This is a genomic window from Exiguobacterium sp. s146, from assembly GCF_018618415.1.
Lineage (GTDB): Bacteria > Bacillota > Bacilli > Exiguobacteriales > Exiguobacteriaceae > Exiguobacterium.
Genome location: NZ_JACSMA010000002.1, coordinates 478,486 through 491,731, shown reverse-complemented (window position 1 = coordinate 491,731; position 13,246 = coordinate 478,486). Strand labels below are relative to the sequence as shown.

At 55.1% G+C, this 13,246-nt stretch carries 11 protein-coding genes and 1 pseudogene; 11 read left to right on the top strand and 1 reads right to left on the bottom strand.

The features are described 5' to 3' along the window. Positions 1-36: 36 nt before the first annotated feature. The 10 genes from KNP83_RS09135 to KNP83_RS09090 all read left to right on the top strand — a co-directional run bounded on the left by KNP83_RS09135 (position 37) and on the right by KNP83_RS09090 (position 9,861). Entirely contained in the window at positions 37-1,470 is a 1,434-nt protein-coding gene (locus KNP83_RS09135) for an L-aspartate oxidase (RefSeq protein ID WP_214762189.1), read from the top strand. After that, positions 1,424-2,293 carry a carboxylating nicotinate-nucleotide diphosphorylase gene (gene nadC, locus KNP83_RS09130; protein WP_214762188.1) on the top strand — a complete coding sequence of 290 codons (870 nt, stop codon included), beginning with the start codon at positions 1,424-1,426 and terminating at the stop codon, positions 2,291-2,293. The genes KNP83_RS09135 and nadC overlap by 47 nt, the downstream gene beginning before the upstream one ends. Beyond that, positions 2,256-3,335, top strand: a complete 1,080-nt coding sequence (gene nadA, locus KNP83_RS09125; protein ID WP_214762187.1) for a quinolinate synthase NadA — start codon at positions 2,256-2,258, stop codon at positions 3,333-3,335. The genes nadC and nadA overlap by 38 nt, the downstream gene beginning before the upstream one ends. A gap of 83 nt (positions 3,336-3,418) precedes the next feature. After that, positions 3,419-4,006 (top strand): Holliday junction branch migration protein RuvA, encoded by a 588-nt coding sequence (ruvA, locus tag KNP83_RS09120; protein ID WP_214752719.1) that lies wholly within the window; start codon positions 3,419-3,421, stop codon positions 4,004-4,006. Positions 4,007-4,016: 10 nt separating this feature from the next. Continuing rightward, positions 4,017-5,012 (top strand): Holliday junction branch migration DNA helicase RuvB, encoded by a 996-nt coding sequence (gene ruvB / locus KNP83_RS09115; protein WP_214719557.1) that lies wholly within the window; start codon positions 4,017-4,019, stop codon positions 5,010-5,012. A 20-nt stretch (positions 5,013-5,032) separates the two neighbouring features. After that, positions 5,033-6,076 carry a tRNA preQ1(34) S-adenosylmethionine ribosyltransferase-isomerase QueA gene (gene queA, locus KNP83_RS09110; protein WP_214762406.1) on the top strand — a complete coding sequence of 348 codons (1,044 nt, stop codon included), beginning with the start codon at positions 5,033-5,035 and terminating at the stop codon, positions 6,074-6,076. Further along, positions 6,073-7,218 (top strand): tRNA guanosine(34) transglycosylase Tgt, encoded by a 1,146-nt coding sequence (tgt, locus tag KNP83_RS09105; protein ID WP_214762186.1) that lies wholly within the window; start codon positions 6,073-6,075, stop codon positions 7,216-7,218. The genes queA and tgt overlap by 4 nt, the downstream gene beginning before the upstream one ends. An 83-nt stretch (positions 7,219-7,301) precedes the next feature. After that, entirely contained in the window at positions 7,302-7,580 is a 279-nt protein-coding gene (gene yajC, locus KNP83_RS09100; protein ID WP_021066898.1) for a preprotein translocase subunit YajC, read from the top strand. A 184-nt stretch (positions 7,581-7,764) separates the two neighbouring features. Then, positions 7,765-9,540, top strand: a complete 1,776-nt coding sequence (locus KNP83_RS09095) for a methyl-accepting chemotaxis protein (protein ID WP_214762185.1) — start codon at positions 7,765-7,767, stop codon at positions 9,538-9,540. A 12-nt stretch (positions 9,541-9,552) separates the two neighbouring features. Then, on the top strand, positions 9,553-9,861 hold the full coding sequence (locus KNP83_RS09090; RefSeq protein WP_214762184.1) for a hypothetical protein: 309 nt from the start codon (positions 9,553-9,555) through the stop codon (positions 9,859-9,861). 95 nt (positions 9,862-9,956) lie between these two features. On the opposite strand, the gene zupT is transcribed toward KNP83_RS09090, so the two are convergent. Further along, positions 9,957-10,811 (bottom strand): zinc transporter ZupT, encoded by an 855-nt coding sequence (gene zupT / locus KNP83_RS09085; RefSeq protein WP_214762183.1) that lies wholly within the window; start codon positions 10,809-10,811, stop codon positions 9,957-9,959. 218 nt (positions 10,812-11,029) lie between these two features. Between zupT and secD the strand changes: the two are divergent. Beyond that, positions 11,030-13,244, top strand: a pseudogene (secD, locus tag KNP83_RS15260) (protein translocase subunit SecD). The last annotated feature ends 2 nt before the right edge of the window (positions 13,245-13,246 follow it).

The following is a 13,246-nucleotide window of genomic DNA, read 5'->3' as shown; positions in this document are numbered from 1 at the left end:
AGTCAACATTACATATGAAAAACAGGTGATATACAGATGTCTTTACAGTTTGAACAGGTCGATGTTTTGATTATCGGGGCCGGCTTGGCCGCCGTGACGGTCGCCCTCCATTTGCCCCAGACGTTGAACGTCCTGCTCGTCTCCAAGCACGAAGTGACGAGTGCGAACTCGGACATGGCCCAAGGCGGCATCGCGAGCTCGTACTTGGAACCATCGAGCGTCGACCATGAGCGGGATACACTTATCGCCTCGAAACTGGCGGCCGTGCCCGAACGTGTCTATACACTCGTCGAGGAAGGGCGGACGGCGATTCAAGAGCTGGAGCGTTTCGGTGTCGTCTTCGACCGCGACGCGACTGGCTATGCGGTCGGTCGGGAAGGCGCACATGGGTTGAATCGGATTTTTCACGTCGGTGGCGATGAGACGGGCCGGCACGTGATGGCGACGCTGCGGCGACAACTGCCGGACAATGTGACCGTCATGGAGCACGTCCTGATTGATGCCTTGACGAAGTCTGATGGCCGTGTGAACGGGGCGACCGGTTTCAACGGGGAGACCCGCCTCCACGTTCAGGCCGGGGCCATCGTCCTTGCGACCGGTGGCATCGGCGGGCTGATCGATTGGACGTCGAACTGTCGCTCGGTCACAGGGGACGGGCTCGTCTTGGCGGAAGCGGTCGGGGCGCGGCTCACAAACTTGTCCCGGATTCAGTTTCATCCGACGCTACTCGCGGTCGATTCACCGCATCTCGTGACGGAAGCGCTGCGCGGGGCTGGAGCCATGCTCGTCGACACGTCCGGAGAACATGTGATGGGGCAACACCCGCTCGGTAGCCTCGCCCCAAGGGACGAGGTCGCTCGCGTGCTCACGAACCATACGGGACCGGTGTACTTGGATACGAGCCGTGTCGAACGGATTTGGGAACGGTTCCCGAAACTGGTGGCGACGTGTGACGCGCACGGCATCGACATCCGCCGCATCCCGGTCCGGCCGGGACTGCATTTCCATATGGGCGGTGTCGCCGTCGACGCTTATGGTCGAACGGCGGTCGCGGGACTATATGCGGTCGGTGAGGTCGCCGATACGGGCGTCCATGGGAAGAATCGACTCGCGTCAAACTCGTTACTCGAATGCTGGGTGTTCGGGAAGCGGTTGGCGACGGCGATGACAGTGGAGGAGAAGCCGTTCACGGTGAACGAGACGACCGCGTTTGAAGTGTCGCTGGATCTGTTCGGCCGCTATCGGCAACAGATTGGGGAATGGCTGACAATCTCGCCGCATGTAAGCAAAATCGCAAGTTTCTTAGAAAATACCCAACAACTGGCACGGACGAAACACGTGACAAGACAATTAAGTGAACAGACATTGAGTTTAGAGGCGGCGCGGCTTTTGGCGCGTGCCATGATGAGGACGGAGGATGGTTATGAACAAGATCGCTTTGCGCGAACAGCTGACGGCATTTCTACATGAGGACATCGGCTTCGGCGATATCTCGAGCGGGTTGATTGATCAGCGCGAAACATCATTCGCCACGGTCACCGCCAAAATGGATGGGGTGTTCTGTGGCATGGACGTCGTCTTGGAACTGGCACAGTTGCAACGGCTCGTCGTCGAGTCGTGTCTACCGGACGGTTCGAATGTCTCGGTCGGGGATGAACTGTTCACGTTGCGGGGCAAGACACGGACGCTCCTCGAGACGGAACGGGTGCTGTTAAACCTCGTCCAACATTTGAGCGGCATTGCCACGATGACGCGGCGTTGCGTCGAGCGACTCGACGACCCGACGATCACCGTCAGCGATACGCGTAAGACGACACCTGGACTTCGCATGCTCGAGAAGCAAGCCGTTCGCGCGGGTGGCGGGAAGAATCACCGGCTCCGGCTCGACGACGCGGTCATGATCAAAGACAACCACATCACGGCACTCGGCGGCATCGCGAACGCGGTCGCCCGGGCCCGGACGCTGGCCGGCCATACGACACCGGTCGAAGTCGAGGTCGAGACGGTCGACCAGTTGCATGAGGCGATTGCGGCGAACGCCGACATCATCATGTTCGACAACCGGACGCCGGAAGAAGTGAAGGTGTGGCGCGCGCTCGTCCCAGGACATATCAAGACGGAAGTGTCAGGCGGCATCACCGTCGAGACGATTGCCTCGTATCGCGGTACAGGCATCGACGTCATCTCCATCGGGCAGTTGACCCATTCGGTGACGGCGCTCGATTGTAGTCTAAATCTCATAGGAGGAATCAAACATGCAGTTACTCGGAACGATGCCAGCGCTATACGCTGACTTGACGGTTGAACAAATGGAAGAACGGATTGAAGCCATTAAAGCACGGCTCGGCAGCCGTCTGTTTTTACCGGCCCACCACTATCAAAAGGACGAGGTCGTCCAGTTCGCGGATGCGACCGGAGATTCGCTCCAGCTCGCACGGCTTGCCGAACAGATGAGCGAGGCCGAGTTCATCGTCTTCTGCGGCGTGCACTTCATGGCCGAGACGGCCGACATGTTGACGCGCGACGACCAGCTCGTCATCTTGCCGGATATGCGGGCCGGGTGTTCGATGGCCGACATGGCTGATATCGATCAGACGGAGATTGCGTGGGAAGAGCTGACGGATACGCTCGGAGACAGCATCATTCCGATTACATACGTCAACTCGACGGCGGCCATCAAGGCGTTCGTCGGCAAACATGGCGGGGCGACGGTCACGTCGTCGAACGCCCATGACATCGTGCGTTGGGCGCTCGAGGCCGGCGAGCGGATTTTGTTCTTGCCGGACCAACATCTCGGACGGAACACGGCGTATGATTTGGGCGTGCCGCTCGAGGCGATGGCCGTCTGGGACCCGCTCCGGGAACGACTCGATTACACGGGAGATATCGAGGACGTCCGCGTCATTCTATGGAAAGGGCACTGCTCGGTCCATGAGAAGTTCAACGTCGCCCAAATCGAGGCGTTACGGAAGAACGACCCGGAGCGACGCATCATCGTCCATCCCGAGTGCACGTTCGACGTCGTGCAGGCGGCGGACGAGGCCGGCTCGACATCTTATATCATCGACCAAATCGAGGCGAGCGCGCCAGGGACGAAGTGGGCCGTCGGCACCGAGATGAACTTGGTCAACCGCCTCGCGGCGACGCATCTTGAGCAAGACATCATCTCGCTCAACCCATACATGTGCCCGTGCTTGACGATGAACCGCATCGATTTACCGCATCTGCTCTGGGCACTCGAGTCGCTCGAGATGGATCCGGTCAACATCATCCGCGTCGATCAAGAGACGACGAAATGGGCGACCCTCGCCCTGGAACGGATGCTCGCACGCTAAGGACAGGCAATCGCCTGTCCTTTTTTCGTGGCGGCGGTTATGGTACAATGAATGCAGTTTTCCTATGAAGAGGAGATATGACCGTGATTGAATTCGTAAAAGGCTCCGTCGCCTATGTGTGCGCGGAATATATAACGTTGGATGTTTCGGGCGTCGGCTACAAAGTAAGTGTGCCTAACCCGTTTTTTTATCGTGAACAAGACGAACATGTAATCGTATTTACGCATCATTATGTGCGTGAAGACCAGCAGACGCTGTACGGTTTCCGCTCACGCCGGGAACGCGAACTGTTCAACAAACTGCTCGGCGTCAACGGCATCGGGCCGAAAGGCGCGCTCGCCATCGTCGCCTCAGGCGATATGGATGCGCTCATCGACGCAATCGAGACCGAGAACGAGAAGTACTTGATGAAGTTCCCGGGTGTCGGCAAGAAGACGGCCAAGCAGATGGCGCTCGACTTGAAAGGCAAGCTGTCCGAGCTCGCCCCGGACTATGTGCCGAACACCGGTTTATTTGCCCAAGGTGCGTCCGAACTCGACGAGGCGTGCGAGGCGCTCGTCGCCCTCGGCTACTCGGAGCGTGAAATCACGCGTGTCCGCAAGGAATTGAACTCAGAAATATTGACGACAGACGCTTACATAAAGCGCGCCCTGCAATTGCTATTGAAATAAGGAGGAGACCATGGACGAACGATTGTTGTCACAATCCCATCAACAATATGAAGACTCAGAAGAGTGGAGCTTGCGTCCGCAAAAGTTCGAGCAGTATATCGGTCAGGAGAAGGCGAAAGGCAACTTGTCCATCTTCATCCAAGCCGCGAAGCTACGAAGCGAGACGCTCGACCACGTCCTCCTCTACGGTCCCCCGGGACTCGGAAAGACGACGCTCGCCCAAATCATCGCCAATGAGATGGGCGTCGGCATCAAGACGACGGCCGGCCCGGCCATCGAACGTCCGGGTGACCTTGCCGCGATTTTGTCGACACTCGAACCGGGCGACGTCCTGTTCATCGATGAGATTCATCGCTTGAGCCGCACGATCGAAGAGATTCTCTATCCAGCGATGGAGGACTACTGTCTCGACATCGTCTACGGACAAGGCGAGATGGCACGAAGCGTCCGCATCGACTTGCCGCCGTTCACGCTCGTCGGTGCAACGACGCGGGCCGGTATGCTATCAGCCCCGCTCCGTGACCGCTTCGGTGTGACATTAAAGCTCGAATATTACGAGACGCATGAGCTCGCTGCCATCGTCAGCCGGACGGCCCAACTGTTCCGCCTGTCAATCTCACCAGAGGCGAGCGGCGCCATCGCCAAACGTTCCCGTGGCACGCCGCGAATCGCCAACCGGTTATTGCGCCGTGTCCGTGACTTCGCCCAAGTGGCCGGCACGAAAGAAATCGATCCGGCCATGGCGTCGAGCGCGCTCGACCGATTGCATGTCGACGCCCTCGGACTCGACGAGGTCGATCATCGACTGTTGCGGGCCATGGTCGAACGGTTCGGAGGCGGACCGGTCGGGCTTGAGACGCTTGCCGCGACGATCGGGGAAGACGCCCAGACGATTGAGGACGTTTATGAACCGTACTTATTGCAGCAAGGTTTCCTGCAACGGACGCCGCGCGGCCGCATGATCACCCAGTACGCAAAGACTCATTTTGGCTATGAAGAGGAGTAAACGATATGCAAGACATTCAATTGAACGTAAATGATTATGATTTTGACTTACCGGAAGAACTGATTGCCCAAGTACCGCTCCTCGATCGGACGAGTTCGCGTTTGCTCGTCCTCGACCGCGATACGGGCGATATCGAGCACCGTCATTTCCGCGACGTGCTCGACTATTTGCAGGCAGGCGACGCCCTCGTCGTCAACGACTCGCGCGTGCTCCCGGCCCGATTGTTCGGGGCGAAGCAAGAGACGGGCGGAAAAGTCGAGCTTCTTCTCTTGAAGCAGACGGAAGATGATGTGTGGGAAGCGCTCGTCAAACCGGCGAAGAAAGTCCGCGTCGGTGCCATCGTCGAGTTCGGCAACGGATTGCTCCGGGCTGAATGTGTCGAAGAGCTGCCGGAAGGGGGACGCCGCTTCAAGTTCGATTACGACGGCATCTTCTATGAGATTTTAGATGAGCTCGGCACGATGCCGCTCCCGCCATACATCCGTGAACAGCTCGACGATCAAGACCGTTACCAGACGGTATACGCCCGTGAGCGTGGAAGTGCGGCCGCTCCGACGGCAGGTCTTCACTTCACGGAAGAGCTGCTCGCAGCAGCCGAGGCAAAAGGCGTCAAATTGATTCCGCTCACGCTCCACGTCGGACTGGGGACATTCCGTCCCGTCACGGCCGATACGATTGAAGAGCACACGATGCACAGTGAATATTTCGAGTTGTCGGCCGCTTCGGCCGAAGCGCTCCGTGACGTCCGTGCAAATAACGGCCGCGTCTTCGCGGTCGGGACGACATCGACCCGGACGCTTGAGACGATCGTGCGCGACCATGGGGACTTCGTCGAGTCATCGGGCTGGACGGACATCTTTATTTACCCTGGTGTCGAGTTGAAGGCGATCGATGGACTGATCACGAACTTCCATCTGCCGAAGTCGACACTCGTCATGCTCGTCTCGGCGTTCGCGTCGCGCGACATCATCTTGAACGCGTACCGTACGGCGGTACAAGAACGTTACCGCTTCTTCAGCTTTGGAGACGCGATGCTCATCACGAGGAAGGAAGAGAACAAATGACCAAACACGCAGTCACATACGAACATATCCACACATGTAAACAGACGGGAGCGCGGCACGGAATCGTCCATACGCCGCACGGCTCGTTCGAGACGCCAGTCTTCATGCCGGTCGGCACGCAGGCGACCGTCAAGACGATGGCTCCGGAACAAGTCAAGGCGATGGGCGCGAACATCATCCTCTCGAACACGTACCACCTTTGGATCCGTCCTGGACACGAAGTCGTCAAACAAGCAGGCGGCCTTCATAAGTTCATGAACTGGGATGGCGCGATTTTGACAGACTCGGGCGGTTTCCAAGTCTTCTCGCTCGCCGACCTCCGCAACATCCAAGAGGAAGGCGTCCATTTCCGCAACCACTTGAACGGGGACAAGTTGTTCTTGTCACCGGAGAAAGCGATGGAGATTCAAAACGCGCTCGGTTCGGATATCATGATGGCGTTCGACGAGTGCCCGCCGTTCCCGGCGACACATGAATACATGAAGAAATCGGTCGAGCGAACGAGCCGTTGGGCAGAGCGTTGCCTCACGGCACACGAGCGTCCACAAGATCAGGCGTTGTTCGGCATCATTCAAGGCGGCGAGTACGAAGACCTCCGTCGTCAAAGTGCGGCCGACCTCGTCTCGCTCGATTTCCCAGGATATGCCGTCGGTGGCTTATCGGTCGGCGAACCGAAAGACGTTATGTACCGTGCCCTCGAGTTCACGACGCCGTTCATGCCGGAGAACAAGCCGCGCTACTTGATGGGTGTCGGCTCACCGGATGCGTTGATTGAAGGCTCGATTCGCGGCATCGACATGTTCGACTGCGTCTTGCCGACCCGGATTGCCCGTAACGGGACGCTCATGACATCGAAAGGTCGTGTCACGATCAAACATGCGAAGCATAAGACAGACTTCGGCCCGATCGACGAGAAGTGCGACTGCTACACGTGTAAGAACTATTCACGTGCGTACGTCCATCACTTGATTCGTGCCGACGAGATGTTCGGGCTTCACCTCTGCTCGACACACAACCTTCACTTCCTCGTGAACTTGATGAGTCAAGTGCGTCAAGCCATCCGCGAAGACCGCCTCTTGGACTTCAAGGAAGAGTTTTTCGAAGAATATGGGTATAACAAACCAAACGCCAAGAATTTCTAATTGTTCTGACAGCGATTATGTGACAACGTTTCAGTTTCACGGTATAATGAACCTGATATTGAAGGAAAGGGTGAATTTTACGCATGGAAACTCTCGTAGCACTATTACCGATGATCCTTATTTTCGTCGTGTTCTACTTCTTGTTGATCCGTCCGCAGACGAAACGTCAGAAGGAAGTACAATCGATGCAAAACGCGCTTGAGCGTGGGGATCACGTCGTAACAATCGGCGGCCTTCACGGCGTCGTCCACCAAATCGAAGATACACAAGTCACATTGAAATGTGACCAGTCACTCCTCAAGTTCAATCGCAGTGCGATTGCTGAAGTGACGAAAAAAGGCAACTCGTCATTCGCCGAGTAACCACTTGAACACCTGACCTCCCTTGGTCAGGTGTTTTTTTTGTTTATGACGATTTTGTATCTGTTTTTTTGAAACTTCATCAATCCGACGAAACATCCACCTGTTTTCCAAAAATCAAATTGAATCGTGAAAACGTTTGCATTATCGTCAAGTTGAGAAGAATTGGAAAGAAGGAGAAAAAGACATGGATGTGAAACGATTGCTACGCCCACTTAAAAATTGGAAGGTTCGACGTCGTCCCGAGAGAGTGAAAGGTCGCTCGTCGATGCGGCGTAAAATGGCGACCGCGCTCCTCCCGACGTTGATTGCCTTACTGATGGTCGGTGCGCTCGGCTCGTATCAATTACAGAATGCGACGTCAGAGTATGACCGGGTATTGAACGAACGGCTGCAGGACATGCTCGTCGCCGAGGATTTGGCGTTGACGGTGACGGATGCCGAACGCTATTTGAATTATTATCTGCTCGTCTCGAACCCGAAGACGCTCATCAGCCTCGAGGCGGCGCAGACGAAACGCGACGAGTTGATGGACACGCTCGAACAGTCGTCGTCAGATCCGAAAGTCATCGCCTGGATTGGTGACCTCGAGAAGTTCAATCAACATCTCGATACAGAAATGGCGCGCGTCATCGACCTTCGTCAACAACAAGATGAGATTGGTTATAAGACGGTGCTCAATACGAGCGTGACGCCGACGACGGACCGCGTCCGGATGACCGTGACCGACCTCGTCACGTATCAAGGCGAGGCGCTCGCTGCTGAATCAGAAGCGGTCCAAGCGAGTGCCGGCCAGTCGATTATCTGGATGATCGTCATCAGTATCATCGGCGTCGCTGTCGGTCTTTTCTCGCTTCTTGCACTTCAAAAGCTATTCTTGAAGCCGATCAATCGACTCGTGAGCGAAGCGCGCGTCGTCGCCGAAGGCGATTTGACCGGAGGCGATATCGAGGTCGATTCGAACGATGAACTCGGTGACCTCGTCACGGCGTTCAACGACATGAAACGCAACCTCGTCGGTCTGATTCGTCAAGTCGGAGCGGCCTCGAACAAAGTGACGGCCTATTCGGAAGAGCTGTATGCCAGCACCGATCACGTCGCCACGACGACGCAAGGGGTGGCCGGTCTATTCGAACAGATGAACCTTGCTGCCCAAGTGTCGGCGAAACGGGCCGAAGAAGGGACGTCTGGCGTCAATCAAGCCGTTGTCGGTTTGAATCAAATCGCCGCGGCCTCACAAGGCGTGAACGAGCAGACGATTCACACGCTCGAAGCGGCGAGTGGAGGGCTTGAAACGATTCAGTTGGCCGAGCAGCAGATGCGGGAGATTCAACAAGCGAACGACTTGACGCAACAGATGGTCGAGCGCTTATCGAACCAATCGCTCGAGATTGAGAAAATCACCCGTTCCATCACGGCCATCACGGAACAGACGAATCTGCTCGCCTTGAACGCGGCGATTGAAGCGGCCCGTGCCGGGGAACATGGCAAAGGATTTGCCGTCGTCGCAGCCGAGGTCCGGAAGCTCGCCGAAGAGTCGAAGCAGTCGGCGAAACAGATTCAAGCGGTCGTCGTCGACATTCAGCGCGACACGTCGGAAGTGGAGGCCGCGTTCGATGTCACGAGCCAACATGTGACGAGCGGTGTGACCCAAATGGGCGAAGTCGCCGGTGCATTCCGTGAGATTGTCACCGTCATCCAAGAGACGTCTCGGCAAATGAGTGAAATCGCGGCGGCGACGGAAGAAGTGAGCGCGAACACGACCGAGGTCGCTGTGTCGGTCGAAGACATGTCGACGAACGCGGTCTCGACGCAACGAAGCGTCGAAGAGGCGGGCGCGAACGTAGAAGAACAACTCGCCGCAATTCAAGAAATTAATGGCATCGCCGAGACGATGAGCCATATGTCGGTCGAGTTGAAAGACCTTGTGCATTTGTTTAAGACGTCGACTACTCCATCTTAAGAGGTATGAAAGGTGAACCATACACTTGCATTGATTGAGATATTGCTTGATAAAACGGCGAGTGATACAGAAAGAGACGACGCTGCCATCGATTTGGGGAATGTCTCAGATGATAAGAAAGTAGAAGTCGCCTTGTTAACTGTCGCTAATGATGAGGGTACGGATGAGATGATTCGAGCAAGTTGCGGAGAATCACTGGCGCAAATCTGGATTACACATAATCAGGTAAGTCGTGAAAAAATAGTATTACTCACCGGAATCGCAATGGATGAAGCAATGGCGTTAATCAAGAATGAAAACTTGGAATATATGCTAGAGTAAATAACTGTTACGCATATTTAGCGCAAACAAAAAAGAGACCGTGCACACGAATAAGTGTCCACGGTCTCTTAAAATTTCACCGATTGCTCAGTTGGTTACATTAACAAAATCAAGCTTGCTGCCATGACCATCATACCGGCAACCATGCCGTATACTGCATGGTGAGCTCGACCGTATTCACGGGCGGCCGGGAGCAATTCATCGAGCGAGATGAACACCATGATGCCACCGACGGCCGCGAAGATGATGCCGAACACCGTATCGCTCAAAAACGGCATCAACAACAGGAAGCCGACGGCCGCGCCGAGCGGTTCCGCGAGTCCAGATAAGAAAGAGAGTTTCAGTGCCTTCTTCCGAGAGCCGGTCGCGTAGTAAATCGGCACCGAGACGGCGATACCTTCCGGGATGTTGTGCAACGCGATGGCGATGGCAATCGCGAGCCCGACTGCTGGGTCATCGAGGGCCGAGATGAACGTGGCCAAGCCTTCCGGGAAGTTATGAATCGTGATGGCGAGTGCCATGAAGATTCCCATCTTATGAAGCCGCTGTTTCGTCTCGTGATTCAACGGGACGCGTTCGGTCGCCGTCGTCGCGAGTTCTTGAGACGACGGGTCGTTTTGCATCGTCTCGACAAATTTGACTTCATGCGGATTCTCGGGAGACGGGATGAACTTGTCGATTAACGCGATGAGCATCATCCCGCCGAAGAACGCGAGGACCGTATAAAGTGTACCGGTCTGCTCGCCATGGGCGCCGACGAGTTCAGCGAGTGCCTTCGGAAAAATCTCGATAAAGGATACGTAAATCATGACCCCGCCTGAGAAGCCAAGGGACACCGACAGGAACGCAGTGTTGGTCCGTTTGGCGAAGAAGGCGATCATACTTCCGATTCCCGTCGCGAGTCCAGCGAACAATGTCAGTAAAAAGGCATAGATAATCGTGCTATCCATTGGAAAGGACTCCTTTGCATGTAGTGTAAGTTGATAATCACATCATAGCTCAAGTTTTGCCCTAATGCAACATTTAGTCGTATACGCAAAAAAGCGTGGGAAATCAACGCTCCCGTGTTACAATTTTAGGAAAACGATTGATAAATGTTTAGAATATTTGTAATGTTAACGAGAGAAGTTTTTTTACGAGAACATGTGTTTAGAAAGGAATTTGTCGTATGTACAAAAAAGGGAATATCGCGATCTTTGCGGTCATCATGATTGCAACGATCCTACTCGCCGTCTTGACGACTCCTTGGGTCGTGAAGAACACGAACCTCGGCCTTGACCTCAAAGGCGGGTTTGAAGTGCTGTACGAAGTCCAGCCACTTGAAGATGGCGATGTCATCGACCAATCAGCGATGAATGCAACCGTTCGCGCCATCAACAACCGGGTCAACGTGCTCGGTGTGTCTGAACCGGATATCCGGATTGAGGACAGTAACCGAATCCGTGTCCAACTCGCAGGTGTATCGAACCAAAACGATGCCCGCGAGGTACTCTCGTCGACGGCGCAGCTCACCTTCCGTGACATCGACGACAACGTCCTCCTCGACGGGAAAGATCTCGCACCGCGTGGTGCCTCGATCAGCTATGATCAGCAAGGGAACCCGGTCGTCGAATTGACGCTCCAGTCGGCCGAACAGTTCGGTGAAGTGACGTCTGAGATCGCCCAGCGTCCGGCACCAGAAAACCGTCTCGTCATCTGGCTCGATTATGAGGAAGGTGACTCGTACGAAGAAGAGATTCAAAAAGAGAATTCGAAAATCGTCTCGGACGCTTCGGTCAACGGACCGATTCTGTCGGATAAAGCCATCATCTCCGGTGGGGATATCGACGCCGAGAGCGGTCAACGTTTAGCGGACATCTTGAACGCCGGGGCACTCCCGGTCAAACTTGAAGAGATTTACTCGACGTCGGTCTCGGCCCAGTTCGGTCAAGACGCGCTTGAGAAGACCGTCTTCGCGTCGGTCATCGGTGTCGTCGCCATCTTCTTGTTCATGTTGTTCTTCTATCGTTTACCCGGTCTCGTCTCGATCATCACACTCATTTTGTATATCAACTTGATTATGTTGTTCTTCAACGGGATTAACGCCGTCTTGACGCTACCAGGGATTGCCGGTCTCGTCCTCGGGATTGGTATGGCGGTCGATGCGAACATCATCACGGCCGAGCGGATTAAAGACGAGCTCCGTTCCGGGAAGTCAGTCCTATCGGCTTTCCGTGCCGGTAACCGTCGCTCGCTCAGTACAATCATCGATGCCAACTTGACGACGCTCATCTCGGCAGCGGTCTTGTTCTACTTCGGAACGAGTTCCGTCAAAGGATTCGCGCTCATGCTCATGATCTCGATCGCGATGACGTTCATCTCGAACGTCTTCATCTCGCGTTATTTGATGCACCTCCTCGTCGCAAGTCGTCTCTTCGACAAGCGCAAAGGCTGGTTTGGTGTGAAGGAGAGTGAAATCCGTGAACTTTAAGCTCACTGAATTAAACTATATTAAACCGATGCGGACGTTGTTCCTCATCTCATGTGCCGTCGTCATCATCGGACTCGGTATCTTGTTCTTCCGCGGTTTGAACCTTGGAATCGACTTCGCATCCGGAACACGGGTCGAAGTCCAGACCGAGTCGCAAGTGTCACAAGACGATTTAGCGGCTGCTTTCAATGAGGCAGGCGTGGATGAAGAAATTTCTTCTGTCCAATATGCAGAAGGTGGGACGCTCGCCAACGTGACGTTCGTCGGGCAACTCACCCAGGAAGAAGTCGCGTCGGTGAAGACCGTGTTCACGGAGACGTTCGGGAACGACCCGAACATCAGCACCGTCTCAGCCGAAGTCGGCCGAGACATTGCCCGTAACGCGATTTACGCCGTTGCGCTCGCATCGCTCGGGATTATCTTGTATATCACGTTCCGCTTCCAATTCTCTTACGGTGTCGCGACCGTCGTCGCCATGCTCCACGATGCGTTCTTCATGCTCGTGGCGTTCTCGATCTTTGGGATCGAGGTCAACTTGTACTTCGTCGCCGCCATCTTGACGATTATCGGATATTCGGTCAACGATACAATCGTTACGTTCGACCGGGTGCGCGAGAACATTCAAGCGTACGAGAAAGAACGGAAAATCAAGACGATGGACGAGTACCGGATGCTTGTCAACAAAGCGATTCAAGAAACGATTGTCCGGTCGATCAACACGGTCGTCACCGTATTGTTCACCGTCATCGCTTTATACATCTTCGGTGCCGAATCGATTCGCGGCTTCTCGCTCGCGCTTCTCGTCGGTCTCGTCATGGGGATGTACTCATCAATCTTCATCGCCTCATACCTTTGGTTGCTCATCAAAGGCATGTCGCTCAACAAAAAGAAATCTGCTGTCCCAGAGGCGTAACC